Source organism: Mycobacterium colombiense CECT 3035 (assembly GCF_002105755.1).
Lineage (GTDB): Bacteria > Actinomycetota > Actinomycetes > Mycobacteriales > Mycobacteriaceae > Mycobacterium > Mycobacterium colombiense.
The window spans coordinates 606,056-623,209 of record NZ_CP020821.1 but is presented as its reverse complement, the minus strand read 5'-3'; the positions used below and the strand labels follow the sequence as shown (position 1 = coordinate 623,209).

The 17,154-nt window shown below is 68.5% G+C and carries 14 protein-coding genes and 1 pseudogene; 8 read left to right on the top strand and 7 right to left on the bottom strand.

Features of this window, described 5'->3' with window-relative positions; genetic code table 11:
• Nucleotides 1-43: 43 nt before the first annotated feature.
• From tkt to B9D87_RS03185, 7 genes and pseudogenes are all read left to right on the top strand, one after another.
• Nucleotides 44-2,142, top strand: a pseudogene (gene tkt / locus B9D87_RS03215) (transketolase).
• A 16-nt stretch (nucleotides 2,143-2,158) separates the two neighbouring features.
• Complete coding sequence (gene tal, locus B9D87_RS03210) at nucleotides 2,159-3,280, top strand: transaldolase (RefSeq protein WP_007774294.1); 1,122 nt, start codon at nucleotides 2,159-2,161, stop codon at nucleotides 3,278-3,280.
• Entirely contained in the window at nucleotides 3,277-4,821 is a 1,545-nt protein-coding gene (gene zwf, locus B9D87_RS03205) for a glucose-6-phosphate dehydrogenase (RefSeq protein ID WP_007774295.1), read from the top strand. Before tal ends, zwf begins: the two co-directional genes overlap by 4 nt.
• Entirely contained in the window at nucleotides 4,821-5,732 is a 912-nt protein-coding gene (opcA, locus tag B9D87_RS03200; protein ID WP_007774296.1) for a glucose-6-phosphate dehydrogenase assembly protein OpcA, read from the top strand. Before zwf ends, opcA begins: the two co-directional genes overlap by 1 nt.
• Nucleotides 5,729-6,484: a 6-phosphogluconolactonase gene (gene pgl / locus B9D87_RS03195; protein WP_007774297.1), complete on the top strand. Its 756-nt coding sequence runs from the start codon at nucleotides 5,729-5,731 to the stop codon at nucleotides 6,482-6,484. Before opcA ends, pgl begins: the two co-directional genes overlap by 4 nt.
• A 75-nt stretch (nucleotides 6,485-6,559) precedes the next feature.
• Nucleotides 6,560-6,958: a hypothetical protein gene (locus B9D87_RS03190; protein ID WP_007774298.1), complete on the top strand. Its 399-nt coding sequence runs from the start codon at nucleotides 6,560-6,562 to the stop codon at nucleotides 6,956-6,958.
• A 20-nt stretch (nucleotides 6,959-6,978) separates the two neighbouring features.
• A complete protein-coding gene (locus tag B9D87_RS03185) occupies nucleotides 6,979-7,908 on the top strand; it encodes a histone deacetylase family protein (protein ID WP_007774299.1) in 930 nt (309 codons plus the stop codon).
• Between the two features lie 4 nt (nucleotides 7,909-7,912).
• Here B9D87_RS03185 and B9D87_RS03180 read toward each other — a convergent pair whose 3' ends face one another.
• From B9D87_RS03180 to ppc, 3 genes are all read right to left on the bottom strand, one after another.
• A complete protein-coding gene (locus B9D87_RS03180) occupies nucleotides 7,913-8,899 on the bottom strand; it encodes an aldo/keto reductase (protein ID WP_007774301.1) in 987 nt (328 codons plus the stop codon).
• Between the two features lie 107 nt (nucleotides 8,900-9,006).
• Nucleotides 9,007-9,798, bottom strand: a complete 792-nt coding sequence (locus B9D87_RS03175) for a bestrophin-like domain (RefSeq protein WP_007774302.1) — start codon at nucleotides 9,796-9,798, stop codon at nucleotides 9,007-9,009.
• Between the two features lie 75 nt (nucleotides 9,799-9,873).
• Nucleotides 9,874-12,681: a phosphoenolpyruvate carboxylase gene (ppc, locus tag B9D87_RS03170; protein WP_007774304.1), complete on the bottom strand. Its 2,808-nt coding sequence runs from the start codon at nucleotides 12,679-12,681 to the stop codon at nucleotides 9,874-9,876.
• Between the two features lie 137 nt (nucleotides 12,682-12,818).
• Between ppc and B9D87_RS03165 the strand changes: the two genes are divergently transcribed.
• Entirely contained in the window at nucleotides 12,819-13,736 is a 918-nt protein-coding gene (locus B9D87_RS03165; RefSeq protein WP_007774305.1) for an LLM class F420-dependent oxidoreductase, read from the top strand.
• Between the two features lie 22 nt (nucleotides 13,737-13,758).
• Here B9D87_RS03165 and secG read toward each other — a convergent pair whose 3' ends face one another.
• From secG to gap, 4 genes are read right to left on the bottom strand one after another with little or no spacing between them, the layout of a single operon-like run.
• Entirely contained in the window at nucleotides 13,759-13,992 is a 234-nt protein-coding gene (secG, locus tag B9D87_RS03160) for a preprotein translocase subunit SecG (protein ID WP_007774306.1), read from the bottom strand.
• Between the two features lie 44 nt (nucleotides 13,993-14,036).
• Nucleotides 14,037-14,822: a triose-phosphate isomerase gene (gene tpiA, locus B9D87_RS03155; RefSeq protein WP_007774307.1), complete on the bottom strand. Its 786-nt coding sequence runs from the start codon at nucleotides 14,820-14,822 to the stop codon at nucleotides 14,037-14,039.
• A gap of 14 nt (nucleotides 14,823-14,836) precedes the next feature.
• Complete coding sequence (locus B9D87_RS03150) at nucleotides 14,837-16,066, bottom strand: phosphoglycerate kinase (protein ID WP_007774308.1); 1,230 nt, start codon at nucleotides 16,064-16,066, stop codon at nucleotides 14,837-14,839.
• 3 nt (nucleotides 16,067-16,069) lie between these two features.
• Complete coding sequence (gene gap, locus B9D87_RS03145) at nucleotides 16,070-17,089, bottom strand: type I glyceraldehyde-3-phosphate dehydrogenase (RefSeq protein ID WP_007774309.1); 1,020 nt, start codon at nucleotides 17,087-17,089, stop codon at nucleotides 16,070-16,072.
• Nucleotides 17,090-17,154 lie beyond the last annotated feature (65 nt).

The following is a 17,154-nucleotide window of genomic DNA, read 5'->3' as shown; positions in this document are numbered from 1 at the left end:
CTAGGGTGGGATTGATCAGCTCGATGACCCAAGGACAACGTCTGTGACGACACTCGAAGAGATCTCTACGCTGACCCAACCGCACCTCCCCGACGACTGGACCGAACTCGACTCGGCCGCCGTCGACACCATCCGGGTGCTGGCCGCGGACGCGGTGCAGAAGGTGGGCAACGGCCACCCCGGGACCGCGATGAGCCTGGCGCCCCTGGCGTACACCTTGTTTCAGCGCACGATGCGCCACGACCCCAGCGACACCCACTGGTTGGGCCGCGACCGGTTCGTCCTGTCCTGCGGGCACAGCAGCCTGACGCTGTACCTGCAGCTGTACCTGGGCGGTTTCGGCCTGGAGCTCTCCGACATCGAGTCCCTGCGCACCTGGGGCTCCAAGACCCCGGGCACCCGGAGTTCCGGCACACCAAGGGCGTTGAGATCACCACCGGCCCGCTGGGGCAGGGCCTGGCCTCGGCGGTGGGCATGGCGATGGCCGCCCGCTACGAGCGCGGCCTGTTCGATCCCGATGCGGCCCCGGGCACCAGCCCGTTCGACCACTTCATCTACGTGATCGCCTCCGACGGCGACATCGAGGAGGGCGTCACCTCGGAGGCCTCGTCGCTGGCGGGCGTGCAGCAGTTGGGCAACCTCATCGTCTTCTACGACCACAACGAGATCTCCATCGAGGACGACACCGACATCGCGCTGTGCGAGGACACCGCCGCGCGCTACCGCGCCTACGGCTGGCACGTGCAGGAGATCGAGGGCGGCGAGAACGTCGTCGCGATCGAGGAGGCCATCGCCAACGCCAAGGCGGCCACCGACCGGCCGTCGTTCATCTCGCTGCGCACCATCATCGGCTATCCGGCACCCAAGCTGATGAACACCGGTAAGGCCCACGGCGCGGCCCTGGGCGACGAGGAAGTCGCCGCCGTCAAGGAGATCCTCGGCTTCGACCCGGACAAGAAGTTCGAGGTGCGCGACGACGTGATCGCCCACACCCGCAAGCTGGTGGACCGCGGCAAGGAGGCCCACGAGAAGTGGCAGGCGGATTTCGACGCCTGGGCGCAGGGCCAGCCCGAACGCAAGGCGCTGCTGGACCGGTTGACCGCCGAGGAGCTGCCGGACGGCTGGGACGCCGACATCCCGGTCTGGAAGCCGGGCGACAAGGACCTGGCCACCCGCGCCGCGTCCGGCAAGGTGCTCAACGCGGTCGGGCCGAAGCTGCCCGAGCTGTGGGGCGGTTCGGCCGACCTGGCGGGCAGCAACAACACCACCATGGACAACGTCAAATCCTTTGGGCCGCCGTCGATTTCGACCAAGGACTACACGGCGGACTGGTACGGGCGCACCCTGCACTTCGGTGTGCGCGAACACGCGATGGGCGCCATCCTGTCCGGCATCGTGCTGCACGGCCCCACCCGGGCCTACGGCGGCACCTTCCTGCAGTTCTCCGACTACATGCGCCCGGCGGTCCGGCTGGCCTCGCTGATGGACATCGACACCATCTACGTGTGGACGCACGATTCCGTCGGGCTCGGTGAGGACGGGCCGACGCACCAGCCGATCGAGCACCTCGCTGCGCTGCGGGCCATCCCGAAGCTCTCGGTCGTGCGCCCGGCCGACGCCAACGAGACCGCCCACGCCTGGCGGACGATCCTGGCCCGCGGCAACGGCAGCGGACCGGTCGGGCTGATCCTGACCCGCCAGGGCGTGCCGGTGCTCGAGGGCACCAGCGCCGACGGCGTCGCCCGGGGCGGCTACATCCTGGGCTCGGACGGCGAGGAAGCCGGCCAAGACCCCGACGTGGTGCTGATCGCCACCGGCTCGGAGGTCCAGCTGGCGGTCGAGGCGCAGAAGTTGTTGGCGGACAAGGACATTGTGGCGCGGGTGGTTTCCATGCCGTGCGTCGAGTGGTTCGAGTCGCAGCCCGCCGACTACCGCGACAGCGTGCTGCCGCCGACCGTGTCGGCGCGGGTGGCCGTCGAGGCCGGCGTCGCGCAGAGCTGGCACAAGCTGGTCGGTGACACCGGCAAGATCGTCTCGATCGAGCACTACGGCGAATCCGCCGACTACAAAACCTTATTCCGTGAATTCGGCTTCACCGCCGAAGCCGTCGCGGCCGCCGCGGAAGAAGTAGTGGATAACTGACGAAAGGGTAATTCACATGACCGCTCAGAACCCGAATCTGGCGGCGCTGTCCGCCGCCGGCGTATCCGTCTGGCTTGACGACCTGTCGCGTCAGCGGCTGGAGTCGGGCAACCTGCAGGAGCTGATCGACACCAAGAGCGTCGTCGGCGTGACCACCAACCCGTCGATCTTCCAGAAAGCGTTGGCGGAGGGCGATTCCTACGACGCCCAGATCGCCGAGCTGGCCGAGCGCGGCGCCGACGTCGACGCCACCATCCGCACCGTCACCACCGACGACGTCCGCAACGCGTGCGACGTGCTCAAGCGCGAGTGGGACGCCTCCGACGGTGTGGACGGCCGGGTGTCCATCGAGGTGGACCCGCGCCTGGCGGCCGAGACCGACAAGACCGTCGCGCAGGCCGTCGAGCTGTGGAAGATCGTCGACCGGCCGAACCTGTTCATCAAGATCCCGGCCACCAAGGCCGGCATCCCGGCCATCACCGCGGTTCTGGCCGAAGGGATTTCGGTCAACGTCACCCTGATCTTCTCCGTCGAACGGCACCGGGCCGTGATGGACGCCTACCTGGCCGGACTGGAGAAGGCCCGCGAGGCCGGACACGACCTGTCCAAGATCCACTCGGTGGCGTCGTTCTTCGTGTCCCGGGTGGACACCGAGGTCGACAAGCGGCTGGAGAAGATCGGCAGCGAGGACGCGCTCGCGCTTCGCGGGCAGGCCGGTGTGGCCAACGCCCGGCTGGCCTACGCGGCCTACCAGGAGGTGTTCGAGGGTGGCGAGCGCTACAAGTCGCTCAAGGCCGACGGCGGCCGCGTGCAGCGCCCGCTGTGGGCGTCCACCGGCGTCAAGAACCCCGACTACTCCGACACCCTCTACGTCACCGAACTGGTGGCGCCCAACACGGTGAACACCATGCCGGAGAAGACCATTGACGCCGTCGCCGATCACGGCGAGATCAAGGGCGACACGGTCACCGGCACCGCAGGCGACGCCCAGCAGGTGTTCGACAAGCTCTCGGCGGTCGGGATCGACCTGCGGGACGTGTTCGTGGTGCTGGAGAACGAGGGCGTGGAGAAGTTCGTGGACTCGTGGACCGAGCTGCTGGAGGAAACGCAGAAGCAGCTGGGTTCCGCCTCCAAATGAGCCCAGCCCGCTCCGCGCAACAATGGCATAACCCGTTACGGGACAAGCGCGATAAGCGGCTGCCGCGGATCGCGGGCCCGTGCGGAATGGTGATCTTCGGGGTCACCGGCGACCTGGCCCGCAAGAAGGTCATGCCGGCGATCTACGACCTGGCCAATCGCGGGTTGCTGCCGCCGAGCTTCTCCCTGGTGGGTTTCGCCCGCCGGGATTGGAGCACGCAAGATTTCGGCGAGGTGGTGCACGAGGCCGTCAAGGAGCACTGCCGCACCCCGTTCCGGCAGGAGAACTGGGATCGACTGGCCGAGGGATTCCGTTTCGTGCCAGGCGCTTTCGACGACGATGAGGCGTTCAGCAGGCTGGCCGAGACCCTGGACAAGCTGGACGCCGAGCGCGGCACCGGCGGCAACCACGCCTTCTATCTGGCCATCCCGCCCAAGTCCTTCCCGGTGGTGTGCGAGCAGTTGCACAAGTCCGGTCTGGCGCGCCCGCAGGGCGAGCGCTGGAGCCGGGTGGTCATCGAGAAGCCGTTCGGCCACGACCTGGAGAGCGCGCAGGCCCTGAACAAGGCCGTCAACACGGTCTTTCCGGAGGAGGCGGTGTTCCGGATCGACCACTATCTGGGCAAGGAGACGGTCCGCAACATCCTGGCGCTGCGGTTCGCCAACCAGTTGTTCGACCCGATCTGGAACGCGCACTACGTGGATCACGTGCAGATCACCATGGCCGAGGACATCGGCCTTGGTGGCCGCGCCGGCTACTACGACGGCATCGGCGCCGCCCGCGACGTCATCCAGAACCACCTGATGCAGCTGCTGGCGCTGACCGCGATGGAAGAGCCGGTCAGCTTCAGCCCGTTGGCCCTGCAGGCCGAGAAGATCAAGGTGCTCTCGGCCACCCAGCTCGCCGAGCCGCTCGACGAGACCACCAGCCGCGGCCAGTACACCGCGGGCTGGCAGGGCGGCGAGAAGGTCGTCGGGCTGCTCGACGAGGAAGGGTTCGCCAAGGACTCGACCACCGAGACGTTCGCGGCCATCACGCTCGAGGTGGACACCCGCCGCTGGGCGGGTGTGCCCTTCTACCTGCGAACCGGAAAACGCTTGGGCCGCAGGGTGACCGAGATCGCCTTGGTCTTCAAGCGGGCGCCGCACCTGCCGTTCGACGCGACCATGACCGACGAGCTGGGCACCAACGCCATGGTGATCCGGGTGCAGCCCGACGAAGGCGTCACGCTGCGGTTCGGCTCCAAGGTGCCCGGCACCGCGATGGAGGTACGCGACGTCAACATGGACTTCTCCTACGGCTCGGCGTTCGCCGAGGAATCCCCGGAGGCCTACGAGCAGCTGATCCTCGACGTGCTGCTCGGCGAGCCGTCCCTGTTCCCGGTCAATGCCGAGGTCGAATTGGCTTGGGACATACTCGATCCCGTGCTCAACAACTGGGCGGCCGGCGGTAAACCCGAGCCCTACGAGGCGGGCACCTGGGGCCCGGACTCCGCCTTCCAGATGCTGCACCGCACCGGCCGGGAATGGCGGCGGCCCTGATGATCATTGATATGCCGGACGCCACCACCACGGCGGTCAACAAGAAGCTCGACGAACTGCGCGAAAGAGTGGGCGCCGTCGCGATGGGCCGGGTGCTGACCCTGATCATCGCGCCGGACAGCGAGGAGATCCTCGAGGAGTCGCTGGAGGCGGCCAACGACGCCAGCCATGAGCATCCCAGCCGGATCATCGTGACGATGCGGGGCAACCCGTACGCGGACAAACCGCGCCTGGACGCGCAGCTGCGCGCCGGCGGGGACACCGGCGCCAGCGAAGTGGTGGTGCTGCGGCTGTCCGGGGCGCTGTCCGGCCACGCGGCCAGTGTGGTCACCCCCTTCCTGCTGCCCGACATCCCGGTGGTGGCCTGGTGGCCCGACGTCGCGCCGGCGGTCCCCGCGCAAGATCCGTTGGGCCGCTTGGCGATTCGGCGCATCACCGACGCGACGAACGGGGTGGACCCGTTGGCGGCGATCAAGAGCCGGCTGCCCGGCTACACCGCGGGTGACACCGACCTCGCCTGGGCGCGCATCACCTACTGGCGCGCGCTACTGACCTCCGCGGTCGACCTGACTCCGCACGAACCGATCGAGTCGGCGCTGGTGTCCGGTCTGGCGACCGAGCCCGCGCTGGACGTCCTGGCGGGGTGGCTGGCCAGCCGGATCGACGGCCCGGTGCGCCGGGCGGTCGGCGAGCTCAAGATCGAGATGGTGCGCAAGAGCGAGACCATCGTCTTGAGCCGCCCGCAGGAAGGAAGGACGGCCACGTTGAGCCGGACGTCCCGACCGGACGCCCTACTCCCCTTGGCGCGCAGGGAAACCGGTGAGTGTCTCGCCGAAGACCTGCGGCGACTGGATCCCGACGAGATATACCAATCAGCGCTCGAAGGCATTGAGAAAGTGCAATACGTGTGAGCACCAGCATCGAAGTTTTCCCGGATAGCCAGACCATGGTCGACGCCGCCGCGACGCGGCTGACCGACGCCATCGCGAACGCCGTGGCGGCGCGGGGCAAAGCGCTCATCGTGCTGACCGGCGGCGGCAACGGCATCGGGCTGTTGCAGTCGTTGGTGGGACGCGACATCGACTGGTCGAAGGTGCATCTGTTCTGGGGCGACGAACGCTACGTCCCGGAGGACGACGACGAGCGCAACGACAAGCAGGCCCGGGCCGCGCTGCTCTCGCACGTCGACATCCCGTCCAGCCAGGTGCACCCGATGCCGGCCAGCGACGGCGAGTTCGGCAGCGACCTCGCGGCGGCGGCGCTGGCCTACGAGCAGCTGCTGGCCGCCAATGCCGCACCCGGCGAGCCGGTTCCGAATTTCGACGTGCACCTGCTGGGCATGGGACCCGAGGGCCACATCAACTCGCTGTTCCCCGACACCCCCGCGGTGCTGGAGACCACCCGCATGGTGGTGGCGGTCGACGACTCCCCCAAGCCGCCGCCGCAGCGAATCACGTTGACGCTGCCCGCCATTGCGCGGTCGCGCGAGGTGTGGCTGCTGGTGAGCGGCGGCGGCAAGGCCGACGCGGTCGCCGCCGCCATCGGGGGCGCCGCGCCCGTCTCGGTGCCGGCCGCCGGGGCCGTCGGGCGCGACACCACGCTGTGGCTGCTCGACGAGGACGCCGCGGCCAAGTTGCCGTCGAACCCGTCCGGCGTAGCGTGACCCGGTTCTGAAAAGCGATAGCGCATCGCTCGTCGTGCATCCCTTCGGGCTCCCGCACGCGCCGGCCGCGTCATAATGACGGACATGGCAGACAGAACCGTGCGCGGCGGACAAGAGCGAAGCCGGATCAAGACGCTCACCCAGGCCGCGCTGAACGCCGACAAGACGGTGGAGCAGGTCGAAGACGTCCTCGACGGTTTGAGCAACACGATGAAGGAGCTCAGCAGTTCCCTCTCCGCGCTGAACGCCACGGTCGAGCGCCTCGAGGCCGGCCTCGATCACCTGGACGGCACCATGACCAGCCTGGACGACCTGGCCAAGCGGCTGATCGTGCTGGTCGAGCCGGTGGAAGCGATCGTCGCGCGGGTCGACGAGATGGTGAAAGTGGGTGAGACCATGATCTCTCCGCTGGCGATCACCGAGCACGCGGTGCGCGGCTTCGTCGACAGGCTGCGCAACCGGACCGTCCACTAGGCGCGCCGGCAGGACCCCCGATGGCCACGTTGCTGCTGCACCACTCCGCCTTCGCCGCCCACCGGACGGCCCCGGGCCATCCGGAGCGACCGGACCGCTACCGCGCTGTGGAGGCGGCGCTGAGCCGGCCGCAGTTCGACGCCCTGGTGCGCGAGGAGGCCGAGCCGGCCGACCTCGCCGCCACGCGCTACGTGCACTCCAATCGCTACGTGGACGCGCTGGAAGCCGCGCGGCCCGACGACGGTTACGTCTACCTCGACGGCGGCGACACCATGATGGAGCCGTCGACCTGGGAGGCGGCGCTGCGCGGGGTGGGCGCCACCCTGCAGGCCGTGGACCGGGTGCTGGCCGGCGACGCGCAGAACGCGTTCGTCGCGTGCCGCCCGCCGGGCCATCACGCCGAGACCGAGCGGGCGATGGGCTTCTGCCTGTTCAACAACATCAGCATCGGTGCGCGTCACGCACAGCGCAAGCACGGGCTGATGCGGGTGGCCATCGTCGATTTCGATGTGCACCACGGCAACGGCACCCAGCAGATCTTCTACACCGACCCGAGCGTGCTCTATGCATCCACGCATCAGATGCCGCTGTTCCCCGGCACGGGTGCGGTGCGAGAAACCGGGGTCGGCAACATCTTCAATGCGCCGCTGGCACCCGGCGACGGCGGCGCCGAACTGCGCGCCGCCTTTCAGGACCGGATTGTGCCCGCGCTGCAAGCCTTTTCGCCCGAGCTCATCATCGTGTCCGCGGGTTTCGACGCCCACGAGCGCGATCCGCTCGGCTCGCTGACCATGACGGCCGCCGACTTCGCCTGGGTCACCAGGGAATTGATGGCGGCAGCCGAAAAGCTGTGCGACGGCCGGTTGGTGGCGGTGCTCGAAGGCGGTTACGACCTGCAGGGACTCACCGATTCGGTCACCGCGCACGTCGGCGAATTGCTGAAGGGCTGAGCTACTAACTCGCCTTCTGGTGCATCTCGGGATAGGGGCCGCCGACCGGCGTAGCCGCCCCCAGGATTTCGTCGATGGCCACCACGTCACCTTCGGACAGCGTGACGTCGGCCGCGCGGGAGCTCTCCTGCAGGTATTGCAGGTGCTGGGCCCCGACGATGGCGACGTGCACACCCGGCTGCGCGAGGACCCGCGCGATGGCCAGCTGACTGACCGTCACGCCCAGGCCGGCGGCCAGACCCTCAAGGCGCGCAACGACTTCCAGGTTGCGCAGGTAGCCGTCGCCGCTGAAGATGTCGCTCTTGCCGCGCCAGTCCTGGGCGGCGAATCTGGTGTCGGCCTTCATCGTGCCGGTCAGCAGGCCGTGCGCCAGCGGCCCGTACACCATCACCGCGATGTCGTGCTCGCGCGCATACGGCAGCAGCTCGTCCTCGATGTCGCGACGAAACAGGTGGTAGGGCGGCTGCACCACTTCCACCGGCAGCGTCTCGGAAAACTCGCGCACCTGCGCGGTGTCATAGTTCGACACACCCACGTGGCGAATCTTGCCTTCGGACACCAGTTCCGCGAGCGCCCCGGCGGTGTCGGCGGCCGGGGTGCCGGGGTCGGGCCAGTGCACCAGGTAGACGTCGATGTGGTCGATGCCCAGCGCCCTGAGGCTGGACTCCACGCCTTCTCGCAACCATGTCCGGCTGCCGTCGCGAACCAGGCCGTTGTCGGTGGCACGCAGGCCACCCTTGGTGGCGATCACCACCTCGTCCCGGGACTTCTTGAGGTCGTCGCGAAGGGCCTTGCCCAGCAGGCGCTCGGACGCGCCGAACCCGTATTGCTGCGCGGTGTCGAAGAAGTTGATGCCGAGCTCGCGGGCGCTGCGGATCATCGCGATCGCGGCCTCCTCGTCGGCGTGCCCCCAGTCGCTGCAGAACTCCCAGGTACCGAACGCCAACCGGGACACCTCGAGCCCCGTCTTGCCGAATGTGATGGTCTTCAATGCCAACCTCCCCGTGTGCATAGACGTCAGTGCGTATGCGGCCGGTGCGGCCGAGCCCCCGAGCTCAACCATAACCAGGCCCGCACCGCGGCCCGCAACGTCAATGCTCAGCGCGGGAAGTAACGGCTGTCGTTGTCGACCGAATCGAAGATGTCCAGCGCGTGCTGGAACGGCCCGGACGTGATGCGCTGATCGGCGGCATACGAGTGGTCGAGCTGGAACACCACGCACAGCAGCAGACCCAGCAGAACCGCGACCGTGCCGGACACGATGACGTGGCCGACCGTGTTACCCATCCGCAGGAACCCCGTAAACGCAACCAGCACAACCGCACCGAAGATCAGGCCCGCCCACATCAGCGCGGGTATCCGCGGCTTGGTGCCCACGATCCGCTCGTTACGGTCGGACGCCAGTTCGCTCAACTGGTTGAGGAACTGCTGATTGATCGGCTTGGCCGCGACATTGGGCTGCTGGCGCCCGACCGTGCGATACATCCGGGTGATCGCGGCGCGCGCGCCGTCGTTGTGCTGCTTGTTCCACTCCGGGCCCGCCACCGCGCTCGCATACTTGCGCAACAGCTGCTGAACTTCGGTGCGCTCCGGTTCGGGCATCGCGACGGTCTGCCGATACATCGTCGTCAGTGCCGACGCCTCGCCGGACACGACGACCTGGGTGGACGAGAAGTGTTCCCAGGTGGCCACGACGGTGAAGCCCAGCAATGCGCCGTAGATGAACCCGACGACGGTCAGGAAGGAGGCGATCGCGGGGTTGGGTTCCTTGCCGTACCGCCGCATCGGCAGGACGCGGTTTCCCAACCAGACACAGCCCACCGCGATCGCGATCGCCACGGCGATGACGGAAACCAGAAGGAGCCACAGGGGTAGTCCGGATCCGCTCACTGCTCTCCTCGGTCGACGTCGCGTCGATTCAGGTTATGCGCGGGCGGGCCGCGCCGGTGACGGATTCGCCGGTTGTCAGCCGCTGTTTCGCAGCGCGCTGGCCAGCCCGTTCATCGTCAGCAAAATGCCGCGCTGCACCAACTCGTCGTCATCGCCGGACCGGTAGCGGCGGAGCAACTCCACCTGCAGGTGATTCAGCGGCTCGAGGTACGGGAAGCGGTTGAACACCGAACGCGCGAGCGCCGGATTGTCGGCCAGCAGGTTGTCCTGACCGGTGATGAGCTTGTGCATGGCGATGGTGCGCCGGTGCTCGTCGACGATCTTGTCGAAGACCCGGCGCCGCAGCTCCTCGTCGTCCACCAGCTCGGCGTAGCGCGCCGCCAGGCCGAGGTCGCTCTTGGCCAGCACCTGGGCCAGGTTCGACAGCACGCTGCGGAAAAACGGCCAGCGCTGGTACAAGTCGTGCAGGATGTCCACCCGCTCGCCTTCGCCTTCCGGGCCCTCCGCGATCCACTGCTCGAATGCCGACCCGGTGCCGTACCAGCCGGGCAGCATCACCCGCGACTGGCTCCACGCCAGCACCCAGGGAATCGCGCGCAGGTCAGCGATGGACTGGGTGGGTTTGCGCGAGGTGGGCCGGCTGCCGATGTTCAGCGAACCGATCTCGCTGACCGGCGTGGAGGCCATGAAGTAGTCGACGAAACCCGGTGTGTCGTGCACCAATTCGGCGTAGGCACGCTGCGCCAGCTGGGCCACCTCGTCGAGCACCGCATACGCCGGCTCCGCGGCGTCGCCCAATCCCTCCACATCCAGCAGCGTGGATTCCAGCGTGGCGGCCAGCAGGCTCTCCAGGTTGCGTTGGGCCGCTTGCGGTTCGGCGTATTTCGCGGCGATCACCTCGCCCTGCTCGGTGAGCCGCAGCGAGCCGTTCACCGCGCCGGGCGGCTGCGCCAGGATGGCTTCGTAGCTCGGGCCGCCGCCGCGGCCCACGGTGCCGCCGCGACCGTGGAAGAGCCGCAACCGGATTCCGGTCTTGCGCGCCACCTCGACCAGGGCCAGCTCGGCCCGGTACACCGCCCAGCTGGAGGCCAGGTATCCGCCGTCCTTGTTGGAGTCGGAATAGCCCAGCATCACCTCCTGGCCGTCGTCGCGCGCGGCCACCAGCGCGCGGTAGATCGGGAGTTCGAGCATCGCGTGCAGGATCGTCGCACCGTTGTGCAGATCGTCGATGGTCTCGAACAGCGGCGAGATACCCACCGGGCAGTACGGCGCGTCCCCGGACGCGTCGATCAGGCCCGCCTCCTTGAGCAGGATCGCGGCCTCCAGGACGTCGGAGACCGAACGGCACATGGAGATCACGTAATTCGGCACGGCGGAGGGTCCGTAGCGCTCGATGGCCTGCGCGGCCGCGCGCACCACGTCCAGCTCTTTGCGCGCCAGCTCGGACAGTTCCGCGCGGTCGCCGACCAGCGGCCGGCGGGTGGCCAGCTCGGCGGCCAACAGCTCGACCCGCTCGTCTTCGGGCAGCGAACCGTAATCCGGATGCACCCCCGCCCACGCCAGCAGCTCGGCGATCACTTCCTCGTGCACGTCGGAGTTCTGCCGCATGTCCAGGCCGCACAGATGAAAGCCGAAGACGCGCACGCCTTCTCGCAGCAGCGCCAGGCGGTCGTCGGCCAGCAGTGCGCTGCCGTGCTGGCGCAGCGACGCGTCGATGGTGTCCAGGTCGGCCTGCAGCTCGGCCGGGGCGGCGTACGGCGTCAGCCCCAGGTCCAGCTCGTGCTGCGGTCGCCGGTCCAGGATCTCGGCGCCCGTCGCGGTGAGCCGGGCGCGGATTACGCGCAGCGCGCGCCGGTACGGCTCGTCGGCGCGGGCCTTCTCCCCGCATCCCTCGGCCAGCTCGGTCAGCTCCGGGGTGACCGCGACCAGGCGCGCCGACATCGACAGCTCCTGTTCCAGGGCGGTCAGCTCGGACAGGTAGTGCGCCAGCGCTGTGAAGGCGGCGTTGCCGGTGGCCTGGCGCACCACGTCGGCCGTCACGTTCGGGTTGCCGTCGCGGTCACCGCCGATCCAGGACCCCGGCTGCAGGATCGGCTGGTTCAACAGGTCGGCGTCGGGCCAGCGGGTCCGCAGCGCGTCGCGCACGTCGGCGTTGACCTGCGGGACCACCCGGAAGAACGCGGCGGCGTAGTAACGCAACCCCACCTCGATCTCGTCGGTGATCTGCAGCCGCGACAACCGGATCAGCGCGGTCTGCCACAGCGTCAGGACCTGGCGGCGCAGCTCGAGTTCGATGTTGCGGCCCTCGTCGGTCTCCGTGTGCCCCTCGGCATGCAGCCGCATCAGCTCGGTGATCCGGTGCTGGGTGACGAAGACGGTGCGCCGTCGGGTCTCGGTGGGGTGCGCGGTGATCACCGGGGCCACCACCGCGCCCTTCAGCGCGTCGGCGACGGTGGCCGAATCCAGCTGCGCTCGATCGAGTTTGGCGTAGGTCGCGGCCAGGCTGCTGTCCTGCGGCGGCTCCCCCGCGGCGACGTGAATCGCCCGGCGGCGTGCCCGGTGGATGTCTTCGGCGACGTTGGCGAGCAGGGCGAAGTGGCTGAACGCGCGGATGACCGGGATCGCCTGGCGAATGTCGATGCCGTCGAACATCCCCGCCAGCTCGGCGCGGTCGATCTCGGAGCGGCGCACCCGGAACGATTCCACCCGGGCGCGCTCGACGAGCTCGAACACCTCGTGCCCGTTCTGCTCGCGCACCGTGTCGCCCAGGATGGCGCCCAACAACCTGATGTCGGCCCGCATCGGTTCGGTCGCCTCACGACCGACCAGGGTGCGCTGCACGGCGCCGATCGGTTCCAGCGCGCCCTCGGATGCCTCAACCATGGGACCCAGTATCGATGCGGATGTCGGCGTCCGCCCGTCGAGGGTCACCCGCAGCCGCGAATCACCGTGACGCACACCGGTTCAGATCACCGTGATTTGGCCGGAATGGCAGGCCGATTGAGCGCGTTGGTTGCGGCATGTCCGCCGGAATCATTCTGATGGCCCGTCCTGACGCTGCCAACCTGGTCGATGATGTGATCGCCCAGGCCAACCGCGCCCACGAGCTCGGGGTCGCGCAAGTGTGGCTGCCCCAGCAGCAGAATTACGACGCCATCGCGCTCGCCGCGGTCGTCGGAGCCGCCGTGCCCGGGCTGGGCGTAGGCACATCGGTGGTGCCGATCAACCCCCGTCACCCGCTGATCGTCGCCTCATTGGCGCAAACGGCACAGGCCGCCGCGCACGGCAACTTCAGCCTGGGGCTGGGACTGGGCGCCCGCCAAGTGGAACGCCCGGCCTTCGGCACCGACTGGTCCCACACCATCACCCGGCTGCGCGAGCACCTGACGATCCTGGGCTCGGTGTTCAACAGCGGCGGCGTCGACTTTCACGGCAGCGAACTCAGCGCCAGCCCCAGCTGGCCGGTGCGGGTGCCGGGCGGCACACCCATCCCGGTGTATGTCGCGGCGATGGGCCCCAAGGCGCTGCGGGTGACCGGCGAACTGGCCGACGGGACACTGCCTTATCTGGCCGGGCCCCGCACCATCGGAGAATTCATCGTGCCCGAAATCACCAAGGCGGCGGCCGAGGCGGGTCGGCCGGCGCCGCGCGTCATCGCCGCGGTCCCCGTGCTGTTGTCCGACGATGTCGAGGGCGCTCGCGGCGCAGCCGCGCAGCAGCTCAGCTTTTATGAAGCCATCCCGTCGTATCGCAACGTGATCGCCCGGGAAGGTCTCGCGAGCGTCGTCGACCTCGCCGCGATCGGGCCCGAGGAATCTGTCGTACGCCAGTTGCGCCGGTACCGCGACGCCGGAGCTACCGACATCGTGCTCAGCCCGCTGGACCGCTCCGAGTCGGTCGACCGCGAAGCGCTATGGAGACTTACCGCCGCACTCTGACAGCGCGGAAGAACCCGTGCCGTCAGTGGTATTTGATCAGCAGCGCCATGGCGACGATGCACACCAGCCAGATGGCGGTGATGAAGTACGTCAGCCGGTCCAGGTTCTTTTCCACCACCGTGGAGCCGGACAGGCTGGACTGCACGCCGCCGCCGAAGAGCGTGGACAGGCCGCCACCCTTGGCGCGGTGCAGCAGCACCAGCAGCACCACCAGGATGCTGGTCACGACCAGGGTGATCTGCAAAGCCAACTGCATGACGGCCAGCCTACCGGGGCGGGGTGGTTCTCAGGGGCACCACCCTATGGAAGGGGGCCACCGGCGGCGATCGCCGCCAGCGTGGCGAACTGCTCGCCGTCCAGGGACGCGCCGCCGACCAGACCGCCGTCGATGTCCTCGCGGGCGATCAGCTCGCCGATGTTTTTCGCGTTCACCGAGCCGCCGTAGAGCACTCGCACGTCCTCGGCGATCTTCGGGGACGCGAGGGACGCCAGTTGCTTGCGGATGGCCGCGCACACCTCCTGGGCGTCGGCCGCGCTGGCCACCCGCCCGGTGCCGATGGCCCAGACCGGTTCGTAGGCGATGACGACCTTGCCGATCTGTTCGGCGGACAGCCCGGCCAGCGAGCCGCGCAGCTGTTCCTCGCAGTGGCTGACGTGGTTGCCGGCCTCGCGGATGTCGAGGTGCTCGCCGATGCAGACGATCGGGGTCAACTCGTGCTTGAGCGCCGCGGCGGTCTTGGCGGCCACCACCGCGTCGTCCTCGTGGTGGTAGGTCCGCCGCTCGGAGTGCCCGACGACGACGAACGTGCAACCCAGCTTGGCCAGGAAGGCGCCGCTGATGTCGCCGGTGTAGGCGCCCGAATCGTGCTCGGACAGGTCCTGCCCGCCGTAGGTCAACCGCAGCTTGTCGCCGTCGACCAGGGTTTGCACGCTGCGCAGATCCGTGAACGGCGGCAGGACCGTGACGTCCACCTTGTCGTAGTACTTGTCCGGCAACGCGAACGCGATCTTTTGCACCAGCGCGATGGCCTCGAAGTGGTTGAGGTTCATCTTCCAGTTGCCGGCGATCAGCGGTTTGCGGCTCACGACTGTCGGTCTCCCTAGTTGTGGTCGGGCTGGGGTCGGCTCAACACCTCGATACCCGGAAGCGTCTTGCCCTCAAGGTATTCCAGCGAGGCTCCCCCGCCGGTGGAGATGTGCGAGAAGTCGCCCTCCGGGATGCCCAGCGCGCGCACCGCGGCAGCCGAGTCCCCGCCGCCCACCACGGAAAACGCGCCCTTGCGGGTGGCCGCGGCGACCGCCTCGGCGACGCCCTTGGTGCCCGCGGCGAACGCCGGGAACTCGAACACGCCCATCGGCCCGTTCCAGAACACGGTCTCGGCGTTGGACAGCAGCGTGGTGAACCGCTTGACCGACCCCGGTCCGATGTCCAGGCCCATCAGGTCGTCCGGGATGGCGTCGGCCGCGACGGTCTGCGGGGTCGCGTCGGCGGCGAACTTGTCGGCCACCACGATGTCCACCGGCAGCCGCAGCACGTCGACGTAGGTGTCCAGCAGCCTGCGGCAGGTGTCCACCATCTCGGTCTCCAGCAGCGACTTGCCGACCGAGAAGCCCTGCGCGGCAAGGAAAGTGAAGCACATCCCGCCGCCGATGACGATGCTGTCGGCCTTGCCGGCCAGCGACTCGATGACGCCGAGCTTGTCGGACACCTTCGACCCGCCCAGCACCACCGCGTAGGGGCGCTTCGTGGCGCCGGTCAACTGCTCGAGCACCGCGATCTCCTCGGCCACCAGCGTGCCGGCGTAGTGCGGCAGCAGGGTGGCGATGTCGTAGACGGAGGCCTGCTTGCGGTGCACCACGCCGAACCCGTCGGAGACGAAAGCGCCTGTCGGCCCGACCAATTCGGCCAGTTGCTTGGCCAGGGCCAGCCGCTCGCCGTCGTCCTTGCTGGTTTCGCGGGCGTCGAAGCGGACGTTCTCCAGCAGCAGGACGTCGCCGTCGGTCAGGCCCTCGGCGCGGGCCAGCGCGTCGGTGCCCACGACATCTCCGGCCAGCTGCACGTGCCGGCCGAGCTGCTCACCGAGCGCCGCGGCGACCGGCGCCAGCGACAGCTTCGGGTCGGGTCCGCCCTTGGGCCGCCCCAGGTGCGCGGTGACCACCACCTTCGCGCCCGCATCGACCAACGCCTTCAGCGTCGGCACCGAGGCGGTGATGCGGCCGGCGTCGGTGATCTTCCCGTCGTCCAGCGGCACGTTCAGGTCGGAGCGCACCAGCACCCCGCGTCCGGAAACGCCCTCGGCCAGAAGGTCTTTCAGGTTGTGGACAGCCACGGCTTACAGCGACTTGCCGACCAGCGCGACCAGGTCGACGAGGCGGTTGGAGTAGCCCCATTCGTTGTCGTACCAGGACACCACCTTGGCCTGGTCGTCGATCACCTTGGTCAGGCCGGAGTCGAAGATCGAGCTGTGCGGGTCGGTGACGATGTCGCTGGACACGATCGGCGCGTCGTAGTACTTCAGGATGCCCTTCATGGGCCCCTCGGCGGCGGCCTTCATCGCGGCGTTGATCTCGTCGGCGGTGGCGGACTTGCGCAGCTCGGCGGTGAGGTCGGTGACCGAGCCGGTGGGGATCGGCACCCGCAGCGCGTACCCGTCCAGCTTGCCCTTGAGCTCCGGCAGCACCAGGCCGATGGCCTTGGCGGCGCCGGTGGAGGTCGGCACGATGTTCAGCGCGGCGGCGCGGGCCCGGCGCAGGTCCTTGTGCGGCCCGTCCTGCAGGTTCTGGTCCTGCGTGTAGGCGTGGATGGTGGTCATCAGGCCCTTGACGATGCCGAACTCGTCGTTGAGCACCTTGGCGATCGGGCCGAGGCAGTTCGTGGTGCACGAGGCGTTGGAGATGATGTTCTGGCTGCCGTCGTACTTGTCGTCGTTGACGCCCAGCACGATGGTGATGTCCTCGTCGGTGGCGGGCGCGGAGATGATCACCTTCTTGGCGCCGGCGTCCAGGTGGCCCTTGGCCTTCCCGGCGTTGGTGAAGATGCCGGTGGACTCGACGACGACGTCGACGCCCAGGTCGCCCCAGGGCAGCGCCGCCGGGCCTTCCTTGACCTCGAGCGCCTTGATCTTCTTGCTGCCGACGACGATGGTGTCGTCACCCTCGAGGCTGACGTCGTGGGGAAGGCGGCCCAGGATGGAGTCGAACTTCAGGAGGTGCGCCAGGCTGGCGTTGTCGGTGAGGTCGTTGACCGCGACCACCTCGATGTCAGCCGTGCCTTGCTCCTGTTGAGCCAGCAAGGCCCGGTAGAAGTTCCGCCCGATTCGACCGAAGCCGTTGATACCTACTCGGACCGTCACTTGTCTCTCCTGTCGTCTTTCTTTCCTGTGTCCGCTGATCTGCGCTCGTCGCCAGCCTAGATCAG

Excerpts from the sequence above, each read along its gene's own strand:
- B9D87_RS03185 (WP_007774299.1), top strand. The coding sequence starts at position 6,979 with ATGGCCACGTTGCTGCTGCACCACTCCGCCTTCGCCGCCCACCGGACG.
- ppc (WP_007774304.1), bottom strand. The coding sequence starts at position 12,681 with ATGGTTGAGGCATCCGAGGGCGCGCTGGAACCGATCGGCGCCGTGCAG.
- B9D87_RS03165 (WP_007774305.1), top strand. The coding sequence starts at position 12,819 with ATGTCCGCCGGAATCATTCTGATGGCCCGTCCTGACGCTGCCAACCTG.
- opcA (WP_007774296.1), top strand. The coding sequence starts at position 4,821 with ATGATCATTGATATGCCGGACGCCACCACCACGGCGGTCAACAAGAAG.
- secG (WP_007774306.1), bottom strand. The coding sequence starts at position 13,992 with ATGCAGTTGGCTTTGCAGATCACCCTGGTCGTGACCAGCATCCTGGTG.
- tal (WP_007774294.1), top strand. The coding sequence starts at position 2,159 with ATGACCGCTCAGAACCCGAATCTGGCGGCGCTGTCCGCCGCCGGCGTA.
- zwf (WP_007774295.1), top strand. The coding sequence starts at position 3,277 with ATGAGCCCAGCCCGCTCCGCGCAACAATGGCATAACCCGTTACGGGAC.
- B9D87_RS03190 (WP_007774298.1), top strand. The coding sequence starts at position 6,560 with ATGACGGACATGGCAGACAGAACCGTGCGCGGCGGACAAGAGCGAAGC.